Source organism: Enterococcus sp. DIV1316a (genome assembly GCF_050536915.1).
Lineage (GTDB): Bacteria > Bacillota > Bacilli > Lactobacillales > Enterococcaceae > Enterococcus > Enterococcus faecalis.
Genome location: NZ_CP172913.1, coordinates 1490034 through 1511570, shown reverse-complemented (window position 1 = coordinate 1511570; position 21537 = coordinate 1490034). Strand labels below are relative to the sequence as shown.

Sequence of the window (21537 nt, the reverse complement as noted above, 5' to 3'; positions counted from 1 at the left end):
CATGGAAAATGCCTATTCAAAAGCTGGCGTAAATGTTGAGGCAGGATACGAAGTAGTGGAACGAATTCAAAAGCATAGCCAAAAGACACAACGGACGGGAACGTTGGGCATGCTTGGTGGTTTTGGTGGTTGTTTTGATTTAAGTAGTTACAAGCTTAAAGAACCAGTTTTGGTATCAGGAACGGATGGCGTAGGCACAAAGTTACTCTTGGCAATTGAAGAACAGAAACACGAGACAATCGGAATTGATTGTGTAGCAATGTGTGTCAATGATGTCGTCGCACAAGGCGCCGAACCGTTATATTTTTTAGATTATTTAGCGTTAGGGACCGTTAATCCAGCTAAAGTTGAAGCAATTGTTGCGGGTGTTGCGACTGGCTGTTGTGAGGCGAATGCAGCCTTAATTGGGGGCGAAACAGCTGAAATGCCTGATATGTATGAAGCAGATGCTTATGACGTGGCTGGTTTTGCCGTGGGTATTGCTGAGAAAAGTCAACTCTTGACTCCAAGTAACGTAAAAGAAGGCGATTTCTTGATTGGTCTTCCTTCAAGTGGTCTTCATTCTAATGGTTACTCTTTAGTAAGAAATGTTTTTTTTAAGAAACATTCGTTTAAAACAACGGACAAGCTTCCAGAATTGGCACCCAAAACGTTAGGGGAAGAATTATTAACACCAACAAAAATTTATGTGAAGGAATTATTGCCATTGTTAAAAGCAGGACTCGTGCATGGGGCTGCGCATATTACTGGCGGCGGGTTTTTAGAAAATCTACCAAGAATGTTTTCTTCCTCATTAGCTGCAGAGATTCAATTAAATAGTTGGCCAGTGCTACCAATTTTTAAATTGATTCAAAAATACGGTGAAATTCCACCTGAAGAAATGTATGAAATTTTCAATATGGGCTTAGGGATGATTTTAGCGGTGAGTCCAGAGCATGTTGAAAAAGTTCAGGAGCTTTTGCCAGAAGCTTTTGAAATTGGTCGTTTGGTACCTAGGAAAACGAAAGCCGTTATTTTTAAGGAAGCCTTATGAAGATAGCTGTTTTTGCATCTGGCAATGGTAGCAATTTTGAGGCGATTGCTGCAGCTTTTTCCCAGAAAAAAATCGCAGGGCAGTTGAGCTTAGTCTTTTGTGACCAGCCTGAAGCCTATGTATTGACCCGTGCCAAAAAACGCAAGATTCCCGTTGTTTGCTTTTCACCATCTGATTTTCCATCTCGTGGGCAGTATGAAGAACAAGTATTGAAACATTTAAAAGAGCATCAGATCGATTTAATCGTGTTAGCTGGTTATTTGAGAATTATCGGCAAGACTTTACTGGAGGCTTATCCAAAGAGAATCGTCAATATTCATCCTTCTCTGTTACCTAGTTTTCCAGGTCTTCACGGAATTGAAGAGGCATTTCATTATGGAGTGAAAATAACAGGAATCACTATCCATTATGTTGACTCTGGGGTTGATACAGGACCGATTATTTTCCAAACAACCACCAAGATTGATACTGAAGATACATTGGACACATTAGCAGAGAAAATTCATGCTCTTGAGCACGAATGGTACCCAAAAATAATTTCACAAATTGTAAAGGAGACAATGAAATGACCAAAAGAGCATTGATTAGCGTTTCAGACAAAACAGGAGTGACAACATTTGCAGCAGGCTTAGTTGCAAATGGCTTTGAAATTATCTCCACTGGGGGTACAAGGGGTGTCTTAGAAGAAGCGGGGGTACCGACACTTGCTATTGACGACATCACTGGCTTTCCAGAAATGTTAGATGGTCGTGTCAAAACGTTACATCCGAATATCCATGGCGGACTTTTGGCAAAAAGGGGAAACCAAGCGCATCAAAAAGCACTGACTGAACAAGGCATTCAATTTATTGACCTTGTAGTAGTGAATCTTTATCCATTTAAAGAAACAATTTTAAAACCAGCGATCTCTGAAGCAGAAGCGATTGAAATGATTGATATTGGCGGTCCTAGCATGTTACGTTCAGCGGCAAAAAATTATCAAGACGTAACAGCAGTGGTTGATCCTAGTGATTATGAACAGGTATTAAGTGAAATTAGCAGCACTGGAACTAGCCAGTTAGCCACTAGAAAAAGATTAGCAGCAAAAGTCTTTCGTCATACCGCTGCTTATGACGCGCTTATCGCTGACTATTTAACGACGCAAGTGGGTGAATCTGAACCAGAGAAACAGGCGCTTACTTATGAACGTAAGCAAACATTGCGCTATGGCGAAAATAGCCATCAACAGGCCACCTTTTATCAATCCGTTGTACCTGTATCATTATCCGTTGCTTCCGCTCGACAACTTCATGGCAAAGAACTGTCATATAACAATATTCGAGATGCTGATGCAGCACTCCGGATTGCTAGCGAGTTTACAGAACCTACGGTCGTCGCTGTTAAACATATGAACCCATGTGGAATTGGAACAGGAAAAACGATTTTGGCAGCCTATCGTCAGGCATTTGAAGCAGATCCAGTTTCAATTTTTGGTGGCATTGTTGTTTTGAATCGTCCAGTGGACCAAGCGACTGCGGCTGAAATGCATCAAATCTTTTTAGAGATAATTATTGCGCCTAGTTTTGAGGAAGAAGCTTTGGCACTGTTATCTCAGAAAAAGAATCTTCGTTTGTTAACGTTAGATTTTCATGCTCAAGAAAAAAAAGCGGTGGAATTAGTTTCTGTTATGGGCGGGTTATTAATTCAAGAACAGGATACAGTTGTTGAAAATGACCAAGCATGGCAAGTTGTTACAGAGCGCCAACCCACACCAGCTGAAAGAGACGCATTGAACTTTGCTTGGAAAGCAGTCAAGCATGTAAAATCAAACGCTATTGTTTTAGCCAATGAAAGCCAAACGGTGGGGATTGGCGCTGGTCAAATGAATCGAATTGGTTCAGTAAAAATTGCAGTTGATCAAGCCCAAGCAGCTGGAAAATTACAAGGGGCCGTCTTAGCAAGTGATGCCTTTTTCCCCATGGCAGATAGCGTGGAATATGCTGCACAACATGGCATTCAAGCAATTATTCAGCCAGGCGGGAGCATTAAAGACCAAGCATCAATTGATCTAGCTAATCATTATGGTATTGCGATGATTTTTACTGGGACTCGTCATTTCAAACATTAATTTTTAAAGGAGAAACCGATGAATATATTAGTGATTGGGCGTGGTGGTCGTGAACATGCAATCGCCAAAAAATTACAGCGAGAAGACAAAGTCAAGACTGTTTATTGTGCACCAGGTAATCCTGGTATGAGTGGTGATAATATTCGGACCGTACCTATCAGTGAAGAGCAGCAAACGGAACTAATTCAATTTGCGAAGGATAATCAGATTGATTGGACATTCGTCGGACCAGAAACGCCATTAATTGAAGGGATTGTAGATGCCTTTCAAGCAGCGGGATTACTGATTTTTGGCCCGACAAAAGCAGCTGCAATAATTGAAGGTTCAAAAAGTTTTGCGAAAGATTTTATGCAAAAATACCAGATTCCAACGGCGGAATATCGGGTCTTTCGACGTTTGGCACCTGCCTTAGAATATATTGAACAGCAAGGAGTACCAATTGTTATTAAGGCGGATGGTTTGGCAGCTGGAAAAGGAGTAGTAGTTGCCGAAACAAAAACAGCCGCAAAACGGGCGCTAGTTGCGATGATGGAGGATCAACAATTTGGAGTAAGCGGTCAAACGGTTGTAATCGAAGAATTTTTGCAAGGAGAAGAATTTTCCTTAATGGCTTTTGTTTCTAATGAGAAGGTATATCCGATGGTGATTGCTCAAGATCATAAGCGGATTTTCGATGGGGATGCTGGTCCGAATACAGGGGGGATGGGTGCTTACACACCAGTGCCTCAGATCCCAGAAGAAGCGGTTCAGCAAGCCATTAGCCAAGTCCTGAAACCGACTGCTAAAGGAATGGTGGCTGAAAAACGTCCGTTTCAAGGGATTTTATATGCTGGTTTAATCCAAACAGCAACTGGCCCCAAGGTTATTGAATTTAATGCTCGATTTGGGGATCCAGAAACACAAGTTGTGTTGGCACGTTTAGAGAGTCCCCTTTCAGAAATAATTTCTTCATTGCTGGTGAAAGAGCAACCAACGATTGCATGGAATGAGTTAGCGAGTGTTGGTGTTGTTGTAGCAGCAGAAGGCTATCCTAATCAATACAAGACAAATCTACCATTGCCAGAAATGTCTGGTGAAACCATCTATTATGCAGGGGTAACTCGTTCAGAACAGGCTCTGGTTTCGGCTGGCGGACGAATCTTTTTAGCAGAAGCAACTGCTTCGACTCTTGAAGAAGCCCGCAAAAAAGTTTATCAAACATTGGATAATTACTCATTTCCTGGAATGTACTATCGAAAAGATATAGGTGTGAAAGGCTTGATTTAAGGTTTTTAAAAACAGAGGCAAGGACATTTAATCGAATGTTTCCTTGTCTTTTTTTTATTGCAAATTCAGATAGGGAGGCATAAACTGAAAGTATATCTATCATTAAATAGAGGAGAAAACTAAGATAATGAGAAACAAGCAGATTGAAAAAGTTAGTCAACGGTTGTTTATTGTTACAAGTGTCTTGGCAGTCAGTTTACTGTTATTAAGTGTGGTGGTTTATCCTGATTTACCAGCTCATGTGCCCATTCATGTGAATTTTTTGGGCGAGGGTAATTCGTTTGGCCCAAGATCTAGTATATTTATGTGGCCAGCGGTCCTGTTTGGCTTGAGTATTTATCAACGAAGTTATCAATCAGTACAACCATATGGCAGATGGCTGAAGGTATTATTAATCATTGTTAATCTTGGCGCTTTGTTTAGTATTCTGCGTCTATTTATTCATTTGTTGGTTTGAAGGGGTCGAAAGGTGAGAAAATGAGAAAGTTAATTTTAGTTTTTGTGGGTTGTGCCATGGCCTTTTGTTTATGGCCTAATCAAGCGGCGGCTGTAGCTGGTGGCTATGGCGGCGGACGTGTAGAAAGTCCAAGCGGAGGTAATCCCTCGAATGGTTTTTCGCCAAGCGGTGATGGATCAAGAAGTTATGTTCATCATAACGAGACCGGGAACAGCAACACAACGCCACTGGAAGGCTTAATTTCAACAGTGTTTTTTGTTCTTTTTGGGGGCGCGATGATTTGGCAAAGACGCCGTAGAAATCAACCAGTCGATGAAGACGCTTTTCAAGAAATGTGGGCAGCATTACCTGGAACATCAAAAGAAAAAAAGGCACTCTTAAAAGAAATACAACAAACGTTTTTAGAAATACAACAAGCGTGGGATCAAGAAAATTTGTCTGTAGTCAAAGATAACTATACAGAAAAACTTTATCAAAAACATCTTGCAGTATTACAAGAAAATCAACAAGCGGGCATCAGAAATCATGTAAAAAAAGTGAAAGTAGCGCCAGCTTCGAATTATCATCATATTAGTGAAACCAGTTTTTCACTGATGCTTCATTTTTCTTGTATTGACTACGAGGAAGATACTCAAAGCGGTCGTGTTTTATCGGGATACAAGCATCAAAAACAATATTTTTCACAACTTTGGTATTTTGATTACAATCCATCTCTTGGAAAATGGCAAGGAGACTTCATTCAACCTAAAGGATAGTGCTAAAAAGCGCTTGGGGTTTAAATCCCAAGCGCTTTTTTATTCTTCGATGCGTTTTACAAGCTGTATTTTTTTATTTAATACGTAAATCAGGATGCCGCCGACTGTCATTGAAAGAAGTTCACCAAGTCCAACGGTCAACCATGTGTACCAAAAAGGTAACTGATAAAAGAACGTTAAGGGTCCGGCGACAGTGAACATGGACAAAGCAAAAAGAATGGCCGTCAGCATTAGTTTAATCAATAAATTTTGCTGATTTTTTGTCGCAAAATAGGCAATCCATAAGACTGCGCACGTTCCAGCGCTACCGATGACTATATCGATGATACCAAGAGGCGAAGCGGTGTTGGCAATCGCAACCCCTAACGTAATGGACCAGATATATCGCTTGTTAAAAACGCCTAAATAATTAAATAATTCGGCAAGACGAAGCTGTATCGGACCAAAACTAAGCGGAGCGAGAAGTACAGTGACAACGACATACAAAGCGGTAACCAGCGCCATTTTAGCCAACGCCGTAGCTGACCACGTACTGGTTTGTGGATTTGATGAATGATTCATTTAAGATTCTCCTTTATAAAACAACGACGTGTTTTAGTGATAACCATAACCAAAGGAAGGGCAGCAAAGCCAACTGAAGTGTTATGGTGTGAGTTGCCTCACTGTGTTACATGTTACTGAAGAACAGACACTCTGTAAAGTCTTTTTATTTCATGGTCCAACCACCATCAATGGTCATAACTGTGCCATGGATATAATCAGCGTCATCACTAGCTAGAAATAATGAAAGTTTTGCCACCTCTTGTGGCTGTGCCCAACGGCCCGCAGGTGTTTCACTTGCTACCCAAGTAGCCATTTCACCTTCTCCTGCAAAATCAGCTGCGTTCATGGGTGTTTGGATGGCACCTGGCGCAATCGCATTTGCTCGAATGCCTAATTTGGCATAATCGTAGGAAAGTTGTTTTGTATACCCGATGATTGCGTGTTTGGAGGCAGTGTACGCTGCGCCGCCGCCCCCAGCTACTAAGCCAGCGATAGATGCCATATTAACGATTACTCCTTTTTTTTGTTGGAGGAAATAAGGTAATATGGCATTGGTCACTAAAAAGACACTTTTTAAATTGGTTGCTAAAATTTGATCCCATAAAGCTTCCGAAGTTTCTAGAGAAGGACGATAATCATCTAAAATACCTGCCGTATTTAATAAAATATCAATTTGGCCGTTGTCTTTCACAATTTGTTTCATCGTGGCTTGCACAAATGAGGGAGAAGACACATCACCGACAAAATAAGTAAATGGCTTAGTAGAATCTAGGTTAACCAGTGCGGCTGTCTGCTTTAACCCCGTTTCGTCTAGGTCGATGCCAATAACTTCAGCACCTTGCTCAGCAAAGGCAATTGCTTGTGCTTGGCCAATCCCTGAAGCTGCACCGGTTACAAGCACCCGTTTTGTTTCAAATTCTTTTGGCATAAGAAAAACTCCTTTAAACATTTAAAAATTAAGGTCTGGAAGAACGAGCAATCGCCGTAATCTGCCAGACCTTATGTGTGTAGTTATGCTTCAACAATCACCCAATCTTCTGCTAAGACATCACAAGGTGTTGGTGAAAACATGCTGTAGCCTTCATCAGAAGTTTTGATTAAAAAATACGGGGTAACTTGTAAAAATTCACCTTCGGAGGTGCCAATTTCATCACGTAATTCAATAAAAAGTTCAAAACCGCTCCAGCCTTTACGTACGGCTTTTTTTCCTGCTTTAATCTGTGGCAATACTTCTTCAAATGTCATTTGCTTGTGCTCCTTTTTCGTTAAATGGTAGTTCGTGATAGCTCGTTGCGCCTTTTTCAATTGTCAACTGACCGTTAAGTAAATCCGTCATTTCAGCTATAAATGTTTCTGTTGCTTGTTCATCTACTAAACAAATTAACTGAATAGACTCTGTGTAAATAGTTTCTTTAAGCGTGTAGGGACTATGTTCTAAAAAGGCCTGGGCTTTTCCTAATAAAGGATAGGCGATCGTAATCAATAGCTCTTGTTGCAATTTGCCAATGACTAAACCAATTTCATCTAAAGTGTGGGAAAGAGCATGACTATATGCTCGGATTAAACCACCAGTGCCTAATTTTATTCCGCCAAAATAACGAGTGACAACAGCCACTACGTTGATTAACTCTTTTTTCTTTAAGACTTCCAGCATTGGAACACCAGCAGTGCCACTAGGTTCGCCGTCATCGCTGCTCCGCTGAATGTCATTTTTTTCGCCGATCACAAAAGCACTACAATTATGATTGGCTTTCCAATGTTCTTTTTTTATTGCGGCGATAAAGGCTTTTGCTTCTTCTTCTGATGTTACGCGCTTTACAGAACAGATAAATCGCGATTTCTTGATTTCAATCTCGCTGAAACCATCTTGTTTGACTGTAATATAGCTTTCTAACATATGGGTATCCTTTTCTCTCGTAATAAAGTCAGTATAAAAAAGAATCAACTGAATAGCAACTTTTTCTCTCATCTTTTTTGTGAGATTTTTGGAAAAAAACGTTATAATAAGGTATGATAGAGAAAAGGGAGGCGCTGGAAAATGGTACATACACGACAGAAAAAATATGATACAATTACTCATTATTTGAAAACGAATGGCGGTTCCCAAGTTACCTTGACCTTTACCCAGTTTGATGAATTGTTATTCCCTCATTCTGGTTTACCAAAAACTGCTAAGACAGATGTCGATTGGTGGGCAAACGATTATAAGCATCCAGAAAAGGGCGCTTATGGTTGGTTGAATGCGAGTTACCAAGTAGTTCAAGTGAATTTGGAAAAAGAATATGTGGTATTTAATAAATTACTGAAATCAGCATGGTACGTTTAAACCAAGATTGTATCCGCTTTAAAAAACAAGAATGATTGACAAAAATTAACTTTACACTATAATATTTTTAATAGATAATGTTGAAAATTGAAAAAGGCAATGGTAAAAGGGGCTGTTAAAATGTCAAAAAAAACAATTATGTTAGTTTGCTCCGCAGGAATGAGTACTAGTTTACTTGTTACAAAAATGCAAAAAGCAGCATTTAATCAAGGCTTAGATGCCCATATATTTGCGGCTTCTGCATCGGAAGCAGACACAAATTTAGAAAATAATCCAGTCGATGTGTTATTGTTAGGTCCACAAGTTCGTTATATGAAGAGTGATTTTGAAAAGCGTCTATCACCAAAAGGTATCCCAACAGATGTCATTAGCATGTCTGATTACGGCTTAATGAACGGGGAAAAAGTGTTGGAACAAGCCTTGGATTTGTTAGCACAAGCAGATAAAAAAGAGTAAAAACAAGTTGTTTTTTCGAGAATCTTCGAAAAAGCAACTTGTCTTTTTTTATGATTTTAGTTAATTGGAATTGAGCTGAGGCAGTCATTCTGGTTTATCAGTTCCATAAATTATAGAGCCGAAATTAGTCCTGTGAGCTAGAGAAAGACAACTGTCTTTAATTTTTTACTTTAATCTAGATACTAAAAAAACATACTTAACAATCTATTTTCTGAATAATAAACGCCTTTTTCCGTAGTCTAAAAGTAGTAATTCAAAGAATGATTAACAATATTTTTATATACGAGTCATTATAGTATGGCATAAGCAATTCGAATAACAGACTTATTCAGCAAATAAATGAGAGAGAATTCTGTTTTTGTTGTTTAAAAATAATGAGGTTATTTCATAAGGCATACTTTCTTCATACGTGATTTCTAAAGGACTATCTTTATCAAAAGAAATAATTTGTGAGTCAGGCATTGCAAGTAATATAGGTGAATGAGAGACAATAATAAACTGAGACCCCTCATCAATTAGTTTTTTTATAGATATCATTAAGGCTAGTTGGCGTTGAGGTGAGAGAGCCGCTTCAGGTTCATCTAACAGGTACAGACCATTTCCTCTAAACCGATGGTTCACCAGATTCAAAAAACTTTCGCCGTGTGATTGATGATGTAGGGATTTATCGCCATATTCAGAAAAATCTAAGTCTATATTTTCTGCATATGTAGCAACATTGTAGAAACTTTCAGCTCTTAAAAAGAAGCCATCCTTAGCACGCTTTACACTTTTTCCAACAGTTAAATAATTATGTAAATCCAAGTGAGTATCGTTTGTAGAGAAATTAAAATTAATACTACCGCCTTCAGGATTAAATCCCCAATTGACTGCGATTGCTTCTAATAAAGTGGATTTTCCAGTTCCATTTTCACCTGAAAAAAAAGTAATAGGTTTTTTAAAATTTAGTGAATTAAATTTATTCAGCCCTTCAATTTTTGAAAAAACAGAATCTTCTTCAAAAGCTTTGAGTTCTAGTCTTTTTAAAAAAATATTTTCCATGATAAAGCTTGCTCCTCTCTAGTCTTTTCAAATTAAAGCTTGAATTACTAGATATACTTTAACATTAATTTTTCTTTAAAGGTAGATAAATTTGTTATAAAAAATCTGCATATAGGTAAGTCGAAAGTGGAAGATTCGTGTAAACAATAAAGCGTATCAAGAGTTTGTTTAGTAGGTAACGACTAGATAAGAATAGAAAGATAACGGTGGGAGATTTCCTTTTTCGTAAAAAAGCTAGAGAAATGCGTATTTTATAAATGAGGTGGTTAACATGGAAGATTTGCATGGACGTAAAATAATTATTGAAGAAACAGAACGTTCATTACAGACAAAACTGGTTTATTTACCAACAATGTTAGAGCGTTCACCCCTAACAATTCAATGTCAGCGGTGCGGGGAAGTCGTATCCAAAAAAGAAAACAGACTGGCGACAAATGTATACTACTGTCATGCGTGCATTCAATTAGGCCGTGTGACTTCTTGTCAAAAATTTTGTCATTTACCAGAAAGGCTCAATAGCCCAAGAACTGTCTTTTTTGAGTGGTCTGGACAATTAACAAAGGGACAGCAAGCGATCTCGGTTGAACTTTGTGAGACAGCAAAAATAAGAGAGAATCGCTTAGTGTGGGCAGTTACAGGTGCAGGCAAAACAGAAATGTTATTTGCTGTTTTACACCAAACCTTACAAGAAGGGGGGCGGATTGCGCTGGCTTCGCCGCGTGTCGATGTTTGCTTAGAACTGTTTCCCAGAATCCAAGCGGTTTTTCCTCATGAAGCAATTGCTTTACTTCATGGAAACAGTCAAGAACCGTATCGTTATACGAAACTAGTGATTTGCACCACCCATCAATTATTGAAATTCCATCAAGCGTTTGATTTACTTATCGTTGATGAAGTCGACTCTTTTCCTTTTGTTAATAACGAGCATCTTTATTATGGAGTGCGTAACGCACGAAAAAAAAGAAGTAGTTTGGTGTACTTAACAGCAACCCCTACGAAAGAATTACGGAAGCTTTTACAGCAAAAGAAGTTAGCAGCCAGTATTTTGCCAGCAAGATATCATCGTAGGCCATTACCTGTGCCACGCCGATTTTGGGTTCAGTCGTGGCAACGTCTTTCTAGCAAAAATATTAAAATCATTGCACATCATTTGAAACGTTTATTGGTGCGTAATTCAGTTTTACTATTTTGCCCAAGCATTTCATTAATTCACCAATTGCATGCATTAATAGCTGAGCGATTTTTCGACAAAGAAGTTGTCGCCGTTTATGGTAGTGATGAGCTTCGCCTAGAAAAAGTTCAAGCAATGCGTCAGCAGAAAACGGATATTTTGATCACTACAACCATTTTAGAACGTGGTGTGACTTTTGATGCAGTCTCAGTTATTGTTTATGGTGCCAATCATCGAGTCTTCACTTCTTCAACACTTGTCCAAATTGCGGGCCGAGTCGATCGAAGACAAGAATTCAATTACGGCGAAGTTTTATTTTTACATGATGGGGAAACAAGAGACATGAAAGAGGCAATTCGGCAAATAAAGCAAATGAATCGCTTGGCTAGCAAACGAGGGATGTTAGATGGATTGTAAAAATTGCGCAAGCCCCATTCGTTTGGAGATAACATTAAAAATGCTCTTACGTTTTAAAAAATGGGCGAGGCCTTCACTTTGCCAGCACTGCCAAGCAAAGTTCCAGAAACTGCCAATGACAGGCACTTGTTTTGGCTGTAGTCGCGTCAGCCAAGAGCGCTATTGTTTTGATTGTCAAAGGTGGCAGCTGCTTTATCCCGAGTATTCTTTTCATAATGCAGCGTTGTTCCATTATGATGAAGGAATGCAAGAGTGGATGGAACGCTATAAATTTCAAGGAGACTATCGCTTAAGAACGTGTTTTAATGAGGAAATCAACTCTTACTTTCGGCAACAATCTGCGGACTATATTATTCCGGTGCCCTTATCCGAAAAACGAATGCAAGAACGAGGCTTCAACCAAGTAATTGGCTTACTAGAAGCGGCTGATGTTCCGTACAGCCCTTTTTTAATTAGAAAAGAGGAAAATGTTCCGCAATCTAAGAAAACTAGAAAGGAAAGGATGCGGTTGCAACAACCATTTGCCATCCAAAAAGAAAACCAAAAAAAATTAAAAAATTGTTCTGTTATTTTGGTGGATGACATCTATACCACTGGACGAACTCTTTTCCACGCAGCTGCTGTTATCAATGACTGTTATCCTAAAAGTTTGAATACGTTTACTCTCGCGCGGTAAAAAGAAAAGAATTCATAAATTTGATGACTATTTTGTTGGCAAAACCCAGATTATTCGATATAATGAAATTAAGAAGAAGGGAATTAAAGAGTGGTCCTTTAATCTTTTCTTTACTGGTAGATGAAAGGGGTAATTGTTATGTTTAGATATAATGTACGTGGAGAAAATATCGAGGTAACCGAAGCGATTCGAGACTATGTTGAGAAAAAAGTCGGTAAATTAGAAAGATATTTCAGCGATTCACCTGAAGCAACGGTTCACGTGAATTTGAAAGTGTACACTGAAAAAACAGCCAAAGTCGAGGTTACTATTCCTCTTCCTTATCTAGTTTTACGAGCTGAAGAAACGTCACCTGATTTATACGCAAGTATTGATTTGGTTGTCGATAAATTAGAACGACAAATTCGTAAATTTAAAACAAAAATCAACAGAAAATCTCGTGAAACAGGACGTAACAATACAAAAGCCGCTGTCTTCTTAGTTGGTGAAGAAACAGAAGAAACACCTTCAGAATTAGACATCGTTCGTACAAAACGTCTATCATTAAAACCGATGGACAGTGAAGAAGCTGTTTTACAAATGAACATGTTAGGACACAACTTCTTCATTTTTGAAGATGCTGAAACAAATGGAACAAGCATTGTTTACCGTCGTAAAGATGGCAAATATGGCTTGATTGAAACAGACTAAAGCTTAAAATAAGAGCTGAAATGCCTTCGTGCATTTCAGCTCTTTAAACATCTTTAAAGCACGGAGTAAAGAAAAAATAAAGAAATACATAAAATAACTTTAAAAGTTCCTCTTTTAAAGGAAAATGTCTGTAAAATAGAGAGAAATGGTTTTCTTTCTCGTCAAGTAATGATAAAATAAAACGGATAGATTGTGCTTCTTGTACAAAAAGGATACAAAAATAAAAAGAGGTAATTGAAAGGAACACAGATACCAATGGCAAATTTTTTGAAAAAAATGATCGAAAACGATAAAAAAGAATTAAGACGATTAGAAAAAATCGCCGATAAAATTGATGCACATGCAAGTGCAATGGAACAACTAAGCGATGAACAATTACGTGAAAAAACAGATGAATTTAAAGCCCGTTATCAAAAAGGGGAAACCTTAGACGAACTATTACCAGAAGCGTTTGCGGTTGTCCGTGAAGCTGCTAAACGTGTACTAGGTTTATTCCCATACCGTGTCCAATTAATGGGTGGGATTGTGCTTCATGACGGGAACATTCCTGAAATGAGAACAGGTGAAGGGAAAACCTTGACTGCCACAATGCCTGTATACTTGAATGCACTATCTGGCGAAGGAGTACACGTTGTTACAGTTAATGAATACTTAGCAACCCGTGACTCTAACGAAATGGGAGAATTATATAATTTCTTAGGCTTAAGCGTTGGCTTAAACATTAACTCTAAATCTTCTGATGAAAAACGTGAAGCGTATAACTGTGATATCACTTATAGTACAAATAACGAATTAGGATTTGACTATTTGCGTGATAACATGGTTGTTTATCGCAGCCAAATGGTTCAACGTCCATTAAACTATGCAATTGTCGATGAAGTGGATTCAATCTTAATTGATGAAGCAAGAACCCCATTAATTATTTCTGGACAAGCTGAAAAATCGACAGCACTCTATACGCGTGCCGATAATTTTGTCAAACGCTTAAAAGAAGACGAAGATTACAAAATTGATATTCAGTCTAAAACAATTGGTTTAACAGAAGCAGGGATTGAAAAAGCTGAACAAACTTTCGGATTGGATAACCTGTACGATATTGAAAATACAGCATTAACGCACCATTTAGATCAAGCGTTACGGGCAAACTATATCATGTTATTAGACATTGATTACGTGGTTCAAGACAATAAAGTCTTAATTGTTGACCAATTTACTGGTCGTATCATGGATGGTCGTCGTTATTCTGATGGCTTGCATCAAGCGATTGAAGCAAAAGAAGGCGTCGAAATTGAAGATGAAACAAAAACAATGGCGACGATTACGTTCCAAAACTACTTCCGGATGTACAAAAAACTAGCCGGGATGACTGGTACTGCTAAAACAGAAGAAGAAGAATTCCGTGAAATTTACAATATTCAAGTCATTCAAATTCCAACCAATCGTCCAATTATCCGTGACGATCGTCCAGATTTACTTTATCCAACCTTAGAAAGTAAATTTAATGCAGTGGTGGAAGATATTAAAGAACGTTACCACAAAGGACAACCAGTGTTGGTGGGGACTGTTGCGGTAGAAACGTCAGAATTACTTTCTGATAAATTAAACGCAGCTAAAATTCCTCATGAAGTATTAAATGCGAAAAATCACTTTAAAGAAGCCGAAATCATTATGAATGCTGGTCAAAAAGGCGCAGTTACAATTGCAACAAATATGGCTGGTCGTGGAACGGATATTAAACTTGGTTTAGGTGTACTTGAACTAGGTGGTCTAGCGGTTATCGGGACAGAACGTCATGAGTCACGTCGTATTGATAATCAGTTGCGTGGACGTGCAGGACGTCAAGGGGATCCAGGGGTTTCACAATTTTATTTATCTTTAGAAGATGACTTAATGAAACGCTTTGGTTCAGAACGAATTAAAACATTCTTAGAACGAATGAATGTGCAAGAAGAAGATGCAGTTATTCAAAGTAAAATGTTTACTCGCCAAGTAGAGTCTGCTCAAAAACGTGTGGAAGGAAATAACTATGACACACGTAAAAATGTCTTACAATACGATGACGTGATGCGCGAGCAACGTGAAGTTATTTATGCGCAACGACAAGAAGTAATTATGGAAGAAAATGACTTGTCTGATGTATTGATGGGCATGGTAAAACGGACGATTGGCCGAGTGGTGGATAGCCATACACAATTAGAAAAAGAAGAATGGAATTTAGATGGGATTGTCGATTTTGCAGCCTCAACACTTGTCCATGAAGATACGATTTCTAAAAAAGATTTAGAAAATAAATCAGCTGAAGAAATCAAAGACTACTTAGTGGCACGTGCGCAAGAAGTATTTGAAGAAAAATCTCAACAATTGAATGGCCAAGAACAATTGCTAGAATTTGAAAAAGTAGTCATCTTGCGTGTTGTCGATACTAAATGGACAGATCACATTGATGCAATGGATCAATTACGCCAATCTGTCGGCTTACGTGCGTACGGTCAAAACAACCCATTAGTAGAATATCAAACAGAAGGTTATTCTATGTATAACAATATGGTGGGTTCAATCGAATATGAAGTAACACGTTTATTCATGAAATCGGAAATTCGCCAAAATGTCCAACGTGAGCAAGTAGCTCAAGGACAAGCGGAACATCCAGAAACAGAACAAGATGCAGCTGCACAAAGCAACACAAGTGCGAAGCGTCAACCTGTGCGTGTAGATAAAAAAGTGGGCCGTAATGATTTATGCCCATGCGGAAGTGGCAAAAAATTCAAAAATTGTCATGGAAGAAACGCTTAATTAAAGAAAAAACGCAGGGTGGGGCAATTTGTCCCGCCTTTGCTCTTTTTACAATAAAGAGAAAGAAGGAATCATTTTGGAAAACCCAGAAATTCGTACATTATTAGACGAAATGACACAAAAAATTACTAGCTTCAGGAGGTCTCTTTGACTTAGACCAGTTAGAAGAAGACATTGCCGAGGCGGAAAATCGGATGGGAGAACCTGGTTTTTGGGACAACACAGAAACGGCTCAAAAGCTAATTAACGAAACCAATAGTTTGAAAGAAAAATATCAACAATTTCATCAGCTCTCTGAGGAACTTGACGAATTAACGGTGATGTTTGAATTACAACAAGAAGAATATGATGCAGAGATTCAAGAAGAATTGGAAGAAAGAATTCATCTCTTGCAAGAACGTTTAACAACGTATGAGCTATCCTTACTACTAAATGAGCCATATGATCATAATAACGCCCTAATTGAATTACACCCTGGTGCCGGTGGTACTGAATCACAAGATTGGGGAAGTATGCTTTTACGAATGTACACACGTTGGGCAGAAAGTCACGGTTTCCAAGTTGAAACGTTGGATTACCAAGCTGGAGATGAAGCAGGGATTAAAAGTGTCACCTTATTAATCAAAGGTTACAATGCTTATGGTTACCTAAAATCTGAAAAAGGTGTCCATCGTCTTGTGCGGATTTCGCCCTTTGATTCCGCCAAACGCCGTCATACTTCGTTTTGTTCAGTTGATGTAATGCCTGAATTAGACGATACAATAGAGATTGCGATCAATCCAGATGACTTAAAAATTGATACCTATCGAGCAAGTGGTGCTGGTGGTCAGCATATTAATAAAACAGAATCGGCTGTTCGAATTACACATATTCCAACAGGCACCGTTGTCGCAAGCCAAGCACAACGTTCTCAATTAAAAAACCGTGAGCAAGCAATGAGTATGTTAAAAGCCAAATTATATCAATTGGAAATGGAAAAGAAAGCTCAAGAAGCAGCAAGTTTACGTGGTGAACAAATGGAAATTGGTTGGGGCTCACAAATCCGTTCTTACGTGTTCCATCCGTATTCAATGGTCAAAGACCATCGGACAAATTACGAAACCGGCAATGTACAAGCTGTGATGGATGGAGACCTTGATGGTTTCATTGATGCCTACTTAAAACAGCGCTTAAGTTAAGCTCTTCATTAAATTGAAATAAAAATGTAACTTAATGCAAGAAGTTTGCAATATTGACATGTTATAATGAGTAGGATTGAAGAAAAAAGAGATGGAGAGAACGCCATGATTGAAATGAAAGATGTAATGAAGAAATATTCGAATGGTACAACAGCGATTCGAAATATTTCAGTAGAGATTGACCAAGGCGAGTTCGTCTATGTGGTTGGTCCCTCAGGTGCAGGGAAATCAACCTTTATTAGATTAATGTATCGTGAAGAAAAAGCAACAAAAGGTAATTTGACAGTTGCAGGTCATGATTTAATGAAAATAAAAAATAAAGAAGTTCCTTATTTACGTCGTGAAATCGGCATCGTTTTCCAAGACTATAAACTATTACCAAAGAAAACTGTGTATGAGAACGTGGCCTATGCGATGCAAGTTATCGGACGGCGTCCTCGCGAAATCAAAAAACGCGTGATGGAAGTTTTAGATTTAGTCGGTCTAAAACATAAGGTACGTGTTTTTCCAAGCGAACTTTCTGGTGGGGAACAGCAACGGGTATCCATTGCACGAGCAATCGTAAATACACCGAAAGTTTTAATTGCCGATGAACCAACTGGGAACTTAGATCCAGAGAATTCATGGGAAATCATGAAATTGTTGGACCGGATTAACGCACAAGGAACAACAGTCGTGATGGCAACGCATAATAGTACAATTGTAAATACGATTCGTCACCGTGTTATTGCCATTGAAAATGGTCGCATTATCCGTGACCAAGTGGAAGGAGAATACGGCTACGATGATTAGAACATTCTTTTCTCATTTATTTGAAAGTATCAAAAGTTTAAAACGGAACGGTTGGATGACTGTTGCCTCAGCAAGTGCGGTTACAATTACATTAGTTTTAGTTGGTATTTTTATGGGCGTTATTTTTAATGCAACGAAACTTGCTGATGATGTCGAAAAAAACGTGACAGTGTCAGTTTTTGTCGATATTGGTACAAAACAAAATGAAATGAAAACATTAGAAAAACAACTTAAAGGATTAGACAATGTTGAAGATATTTCTTATTCAAACAAAGATCAACAATTGAAAAAAATCCAAGAACAAATGGGGGATGCCTGGAATCTTTTCGAAGGCGACAGTAACCCATTATACGACGTGTATTATGTCCGTGCAAAAACACCAGAAGACACGAAAGATATTGCGAAACAAGCAGCTAAATTCCCAAGTGTTTTTAAAGCCGATTACGGTGGTGTAAACTCAGACAAAATCTTTAAAATCGCTCAAACCGTTCGAACTTGGGGCTTAGCAGCTGCTGCATTACTTTTATTCGTTGCAGTGTTCTTAATTTCCAACACCATTCGGATTACGATTTTATCTCGTCAAAAAGAAATCCAAATTATGCGTCTTGTAGGAGCGAAAAACAGTTTCATTCGTTGGCCGTTCTTCTTAGAAGGTGCTTGGATTGGGTTGATTGGCGCAATCGTGCCAGTCATCATTATGACGTTAGGCTACCATCAAGTTTATAACATGTTTAACCCGCAGTTATTGCGTTCGAATTATTCATTAATTCGTCCAGAAGATTTTATCTGGAAAGTTAATCTATTAATGATTGCAACAGGAATGATTATTGGATCACTAGGTTCAGTTATTTCAATGCGTCGTTTCTTGAAAATTTAAACGAAAAAAAGCTCTCCATTTTGGAGAGCTTTTTTTCGTTTAGTTTTAAAATACTTGTTATTTAATTTAAGAGTTTTCTCAGTTGTACCAACAAATTGATAACTTATAATTTTCAAGTCCTACATATAATGGTAAAATAGAATGGATTGAAATTAATTGGAGGAATAATGAATCGATGAAAAAAAGATTGCTATTATTTATTGGTTTGGCAAGTATACTTACTTTGACAGGATGTGCAAAATGGATTGATCGTGGTGAATCCATCACAGCAGTAGGCTCATCAGCTTTACAACCATTAGTAGAGACAGCGAGTGAGGAATATCAAAGCCAAAATCCGGGAAGATTTATTAATGTCCAAGGTGGCGGAAGCGGAACAGGTCTGAGTCAAGTCCAATCTGGCGCGGTAGACATTGGTAATTCTGATTTATTTGCAGAAGAGAAAAAGGGCATCAAAGCGGAAGACTTAATTGATCATAAAGTTGCTGTTGTTGGGATTACACCAATCGTTAACAAAAATGTCGGTGTCAAAGATATCTCAATGGAAAATTTAAAGAAAATCTTTTTAGGTGAAGTAACAAACTGGAAAGAACTTGGCGGGAAAGACCAAAAAATTGTTATTTTGAACAGAGCGGCCGGTAGTGGTACGCGTGCGACTTTTGAAAAATGGGTCTTGGGAGATAAAACAGCCATTCGTGCGCAAGAACAAGATTCCAGCGGCATGGTTCGTTCCATTGTTTCTGATACACCAGGGGCGATTAGTTATACCGCATTTTCATATGTTACTGATGAAGTAGCTACGTTAAGTATTGATGGTGTTCAGCCAACAGATGAAAATGTAATGAACAATAAATGGATTATTTGGTCTTATGAACACATGTACACTCGTAAAAATCCAAGTGATTTAACCAAAGAGTTTTTAGACTTTATGTTGTCAGATGATATCCAAGAACGTGTGATTGGTCAATTAGGGTATATTCCTGTTTCGAAAATGGAAATTGAACGGGATTGGCAAGGAAATGTCATTAAATAATTCTCTTAACACAAAATTTACAAACTTAACATAAAATTTACATGTTATTAAAAACAAATTGATGTAAAAAAGGTACACTATTTTTATCTGTAAAAGTTGGATTGTTTGAGGAGGAAATATTCTTGGAAGATGTACAGAAAAAATTATTAACAAAATCGAAAAGAGCCAAGATGGAGCAACGAGGGAAATTTATTAGTTTCCTATGTATTGCCTTAATTGTAGCAGTGGTTGTTTCAATTTTCTATTTTGTTGCAAGTAAAGGACTTGCTACATTCTTTAAAGATAAGATTAATGTGTTTGATTTCTTATTTGGAACAAACTGGAACCCAAGTGATATCGGCGCAGACGGTAAACCCATGGTTGGGGCTTTACCGATGATTGCGGGTTCCTTTATTGTAACGTTTTTGTCAGCGATTGTTGCGACGCCATTTGCGATTGGAGCGGCTGTTTTTATGACAGAAATTTCACCTAAAAAAGGAGCGAAATTTTTACAACCAGTTATTGAATTACTTGTAGGGATTCCCTCTGTTGTTTATGGATTTATTGGTTTATCTGTCATTGTTCCTTTTGTCCGTTCAATCTTTGGCGGAACTGGCTTCGGTATTTTAGCTGGTACGTTTGTGCTATTTGTCATGATTTTACCAACGGTTACTACGATGACCGTAGATGCATTAAAAGCTGTGCCTCGACATTATCGTGAAGCGTCGTTGGCGCTTGGTGCTACGCGTTGGCAAACGATTTATAAAGTTGTCTTGCGGGCAGCTGTGCCTGGTATTTTAACTGCGGTTGTCTTTGGTATGGCTCGTGCGTTTGGTGAAGCCTTAGCAATCCAAATGGTAATCGGAAATGCAGCTGTGATGCCAACTAGTTTGACAACACCAGCTTCGACACTAACAAGTATTTTGACAATGGGGATTGGGAATACAATTATGGGAACAGTTGAAAACAACGTTCTTTGGTCTTTAGCCTTGATTCTATTGTTGATGTCTTTACTATTCAACATTGTTATCCGAATTATCGGTAAGAGAGGAGCCTTAAAATAATGAATGCAAAAAAAGCAGATAAAATCGCAACAGGTATCTTATATGCCGTATCTGGCGTCATTGTTTTAATTTTGGCGGCCTTACTGATTTACATTTTAGCTAGAGGAATTCCACATATTTCGTGGGAATTTTTAACACAACCATCCAGAGCCTATCAAGTTGGTGGTGGGATTGGTATTCAGCTGTTTAACTCACTATATTTACTATTGATTACAATGATTATTAGTATTCCAATTTCATTGGGTGCTGGAATTTACTTATCGGAATATGCGAAAAAGAATTGGTTAACTGATTTAATTCGTACCTCGATTGAAATTTTAAGTTCATTGCCTTCCGTTGTTGTGGGGCTGTTCGGCTTCTTGATTTTCGTTGTACAAATCGGATATGGCTTTTCAATCTTATCAGGTGCGTTAGCATTAACATTTTTTAACTTACCATTATTGACTAGAAATGTTGAAGAATCTTTGAAAGCCATTCATTATACACAGCGTGAAGCGGGGTTAGCCTTAGGTCTTTCACGTTGGGAAACAGTTAAAAAAGTTATTTTGCCAGAAGCGTTACCAGGAATTTTGACAGGTGTTATTTTGAGTTCTGGTCGGATTTTCGGTGAAGCCGCTGCGTTAATTTATACAGCAGGACAAAGCGCACCTGCCTTAGATTTCAGTAATTGGAATCCATTGAGCGTTTCAAGTCCGATTAGTATTTTCCGTCAAGCGGAAACGTTGGCTGTGCATATTTGGAAAATTAATACCGAAGGAACGATGCCAGATGGCGCTGCGGTCTCAGCAGGTGCCTCCGCTGTGTTAATTTTAGTAGTTTTACTTTTCAATTTCGGCGCTCGTTTTATCGGCAACCGTCTTTATAAGAGAATGACATCAGCTTAATG

The 21537-nt window shown here is 38.4% G+C and carries 23 protein-coding genes; 18 read left to right on the top strand and 5 right to left on the bottom strand.

Annotated features, from left to right (window positions below):
• Window position 1 precedes the first annotated feature (1 nt).
• From purM to IGL56_RS07325, 6 genes are all read left to right on the top strand, one after another.
• Window positions 2-1033, top strand: coding sequence for a phosphoribosylformylglycinamidine cyclo-ligase (gene purM, locus IGL56_RS07350; protein ID WP_002357275.1), 1032 nt, complete (start codon window positions 2-4; stop codon window positions 1031-1033).
• Window positions 1030-1602, top strand: a complete 573-nt coding sequence (gene purN / locus IGL56_RS07345; RefSeq protein ID WP_002357276.1) for a phosphoribosylglycinamide formyltransferase — start codon at window positions 1030-1032, stop codon at window positions 1600-1602. Before purM ends, purN begins: the two co-directional genes overlap by 4 nt.
• Window positions 1554-3140, top strand: a complete 1587-nt coding sequence (purH, locus tag IGL56_RS07340) for a bifunctional phosphoribosylaminoimidazolecarboxamide formyltransferase/IMP cyclohydrolase (protein WP_375344972.1) — start codon at window positions 1554-1556, stop codon at window positions 3138-3140. Before purN ends, purH begins: the two co-directional genes overlap by 49 nt.
• Window positions 3141-3158: 18 nt before the next feature.
• The gene (gene purD, locus IGL56_RS07335; RefSeq protein WP_002357279.1) at window positions 3159-4406 is read left to right on the top strand and encodes a phosphoribosylamine--glycine ligase; all 1248 of its coding nucleotides are present in this window, start codon (window positions 3159-3161) and stop codon (window positions 4404-4406) included.
• Window positions 4407-4533: 127 nt separating this feature from the next.
• Window positions 4534-4863: a DUF1648 domain-containing protein gene (locus tag IGL56_RS07330; protein WP_002357280.1), complete on the top strand. Its 330-nt coding sequence runs from the start codon at window positions 4534-4536 to the stop codon at window positions 4861-4863.
• A 20-nt stretch (window positions 4864-4883) separates the two neighbouring features.
• Window positions 4884-5618 carry a TIM44-like domain-containing protein gene (locus IGL56_RS07325; RefSeq protein ID WP_002357281.1) on the top strand — a complete coding sequence of 245 codons (735 nt, stop codon included), beginning with the start codon at window positions 4884-4886 and terminating at the stop codon, window positions 5616-5618.
• A 39-nt stretch (window positions 5619-5657) separates the two neighbouring features.
• Here the strand turns inward: IGL56_RS07325 and IGL56_RS07320 are convergent, their stop codons facing one another.
• From IGL56_RS07320 to IGL56_RS07305, 4 genes are all read right to left on the bottom strand, one after another.
• Entirely contained in the window at window positions 5658-6179 is a 522-nt protein-coding gene (locus tag IGL56_RS07320) for a QueT transporter family protein (RefSeq protein ID WP_002385866.1), read from the bottom strand.
• A 145-nt stretch (window positions 6180-6324) separates the two neighbouring features.
• Window positions 6325-7110, bottom strand: a complete 786-nt coding sequence (locus IGL56_RS07315) for a 3-oxoacyl-ACP reductase (RefSeq protein ID WP_002385867.1) — start codon at window positions 7108-7110, stop codon at window positions 6325-6327.
• 62 nt (window positions 7111-7172) lie between these two features.
• Entirely contained in the window at window positions 7173-7406 is a 234-nt protein-coding gene (locus tag IGL56_RS07310) for a DUF2829 domain-containing protein (protein ID WP_002357284.1), read from the bottom strand.
• On the bottom strand, window positions 7396-8058 hold the full coding sequence (locus tag IGL56_RS07305; RefSeq protein WP_002357285.1) for a YigZ family protein: 663 nt from the start codon (window positions 8056-8058) through the stop codon (window positions 7396-7398). Before IGL56_RS07305 ends, IGL56_RS07310 begins: the two co-directional genes overlap by 11 nt.
• A gap of 141 nt (window positions 8059-8199) precedes the next feature.
• Between IGL56_RS07305 and IGL56_RS07300 the strand changes: the two genes are divergently transcribed.
• Together IGL56_RS07300 and IGL56_RS07295 are read left to right on the top strand one after the other, a co-directional pair.
• On the top strand, window positions 8200-8487 hold the full coding sequence (locus IGL56_RS07300; RefSeq protein ID WP_002357286.1) for a DUF7662 domain-containing protein: 288 nt from the start codon (window positions 8200-8202) through the stop codon (window positions 8485-8487).
• A 120-nt stretch (window positions 8488-8607) separates the two neighbouring features.
• On the top strand, window positions 8608-8943 hold the full coding sequence (locus tag IGL56_RS07295; RefSeq protein WP_002364074.1) for a PTS sugar transporter subunit IIB: 336 nt from the start codon (window positions 8608-8610) through the stop codon (window positions 8941-8943).
• A 324-nt stretch (window positions 8944-9267) separates the two neighbouring features.
• Here the strand turns inward: IGL56_RS07295 and IGL56_RS07290 are convergent, their stop codons facing one another.
• Window positions 9268-9984, bottom strand: a complete 717-nt coding sequence (locus tag IGL56_RS07290) for an AAA family ATPase (protein WP_002357289.1) — start codon at window positions 9982-9984, stop codon at window positions 9268-9270.
• A 271-nt stretch (window positions 9985-10255) separates the two neighbouring features.
• On the opposite strand from IGL56_RS07290, the gene IGL56_RS07285 reads away from it, so the two are divergent.
• The 10 genes from IGL56_RS07285 (at window position 10256) to pstA (ending at window position 21535) form a co-directional block, all read left to right on the top strand.
• Window positions 10256-11572, top strand: a complete 1317-nt coding sequence (locus tag IGL56_RS07285; RefSeq protein WP_002385868.1) for a DEAD/DEAH box helicase — start codon at window positions 10256-10258, stop codon at window positions 11570-11572.
• Window positions 11562-12248 (top strand): ComF family protein, encoded by a 687-nt coding sequence (locus tag IGL56_RS07280; RefSeq protein ID WP_002357291.1) that lies wholly within the window; start codon window positions 11562-11564, stop codon window positions 12246-12248. Before IGL56_RS07285 ends, IGL56_RS07280 begins: the two co-directional genes overlap by 11 nt.
• Window positions 12249-12386: 138 nt before the next feature.
• On the top strand, window positions 12387-12938 hold the full coding sequence (gene hpf, locus IGL56_RS07275; protein ID WP_002357293.1) for a ribosome hibernation-promoting factor, HPF/YfiA family: 552 nt from the start codon (window positions 12387-12389) through the stop codon (window positions 12936-12938).
• Window positions 12939-13193: 255 nt separating this feature from the next.
• Entirely contained in the window at window positions 13194-15731 is a 2538-nt protein-coding gene (gene secA / locus IGL56_RS07270; protein WP_002381826.1) for a preprotein translocase subunit SecA, read from the top strand.
• A 76-nt stretch (window positions 15732-15807) separates the two neighbouring features.
• A protein-coding gene (prfB, locus tag IGL56_RS07265) for a peptide chain release factor 2 (protein ID WP_111997025.1) occupies window positions 15808-16909 on the top strand; the annotation gives its coding sequence in 2 pieces (ribosomal slippage) (window positions 15808-15879 and window positions 15881-16909; 1101 coding nt in all).
• 105 nt (window positions 16910-17014) lie between these two features.
• A complete protein-coding gene (gene ftsE / locus IGL56_RS07260; protein WP_002361935.1) occupies window positions 17015-17701 on the top strand; it encodes a cell division ATP-binding protein FtsE in 687 nt (228 codons plus the stop codon).
• A complete protein-coding gene (ftsX, locus tag IGL56_RS07255) occupies window positions 17694-18578 on the top strand; it encodes a permease-like cell division protein FtsX (RefSeq protein ID WP_002360154.1) in 885 nt (294 codons plus the stop codon). Before ftsE ends, ftsX begins: the two co-directional genes overlap by 8 nt.
• Window positions 18579-18753: 175 nt before the next feature.
• The gene (locus IGL56_RS07250; protein ID WP_002357298.1) at window positions 18754-19608 is read left to right on the top strand and encodes a phosphate ABC transporter substrate-binding protein PstS; all 855 of its coding nucleotides are present in this window, start codon (window positions 18754-18756) and stop codon (window positions 19606-19608) included.
• Window positions 19609-19730: 122 nt separating this feature from the next.
• The gene (pstC, locus tag IGL56_RS07245; protein ID WP_002357299.1) at window positions 19731-20651 is read left to right on the top strand and encodes a phosphate ABC transporter permease subunit PstC; all 921 of its coding nucleotides are present in this window, start codon (window positions 19731-19733) and stop codon (window positions 20649-20651) included.
• Window positions 20651-21535, top strand: coding sequence for a phosphate ABC transporter permease PstA (gene pstA / locus IGL56_RS07240; protein WP_002357300.1), 885 nt, complete (start codon window positions 20651-20653; stop codon window positions 21533-21535). The genes pstC and pstA overlap by 1 nt, the downstream gene beginning before the upstream one ends.
• Window positions 21536-21537 lie beyond the last annotated feature (2 nt).